Annotated in this window: 1 protein-coding gene and 1 pseudogene; one reads left to right on the plus strand and one right to left on the minus strand. The window is 60.1% G+C overall.

Going from position 1 to position 764, the window contains the following annotated elements; genetic code table 11:
• A pseudogene (locus PGX04_RS24105) lies at window positions 1-189 on the plus strand (amidohydrolase family protein); the annotation flags it as partial.
• Between the two features lie 322 nt (window positions 190-511).
• Here PGX04_RS24105 and PGX04_RS24115 read toward each other — a convergent pair.
• Window positions 512-764 (minus strand): MOFRL family protein (locus tag PGX04_RS24115; protein WP_273740829.1); only part of this gene is annotated, 253 nt, incomplete at its 5' end.

Here is a 764-nt window from a genome sequence, read left to right on the forward strand (position 1 = left end):
ATGGGCGAGATGATCGACCTGCTCGACCAGTACGACGACTGCTACCTCGAGACGAGTTTCGTCCGGTATCGCGAGCAACTCGAGCGCGCGCTCCGCGAGCATCCCGACCGGGTGTTCTTCGGGAGCGGCGCGCCCGCCTGCCACCCCAACGTCGGGGTCATGGAGATCCTCACCCTCGACGTCTCGGAGGGTACTGTCTAGATAAGGGAAACCGCAAGACAGGACGACAATGAAGTGACGGTATCGGTTGTGAAATTACCATCTATGATTTAACATAAAGAGACCCTGTTCCACGAGCAGCGAAAATTCGGCTGCTTCAGCAAACGTCCCATAAACAGTAATGGTCCCAGATCCCATCGGTGTTGCTTCGACAGACGCTGAAACGGCGTTTGACGTTAGAATCGCTTAACTAGACAGTGCCTCTCGGAGGATTTGTTGCGGCGTGCATTCTCGAAAAACGCCTGTCGCGTGATCGACGCGCTCACAGTGGACGCGGAACCCTGGAAGTGAGCTACTCGCCGACGACCAGTACCCGCAGATCGTTCAGGTTCGTCCCGGTTGGCCCCGTGAACACGAGCGATTCGCGCGCCTCGAGATACGGGTAGACATCGTTTTCGTCGAGGGCCTCTCGCGCTGTATCGAGGTCGTCGACCGTCGTCTCGTCGACCAGTGCGCCGGCCACGTCGGTCGCACCGTCGATCCCGTCGGTGTCGACCGCGGCGACCGTGATCCCGCCGCTGCGTCCGCCCTCCTCGCTGCCGTCG

The organism is Natrinema soli (assembly GCF_028618695.1).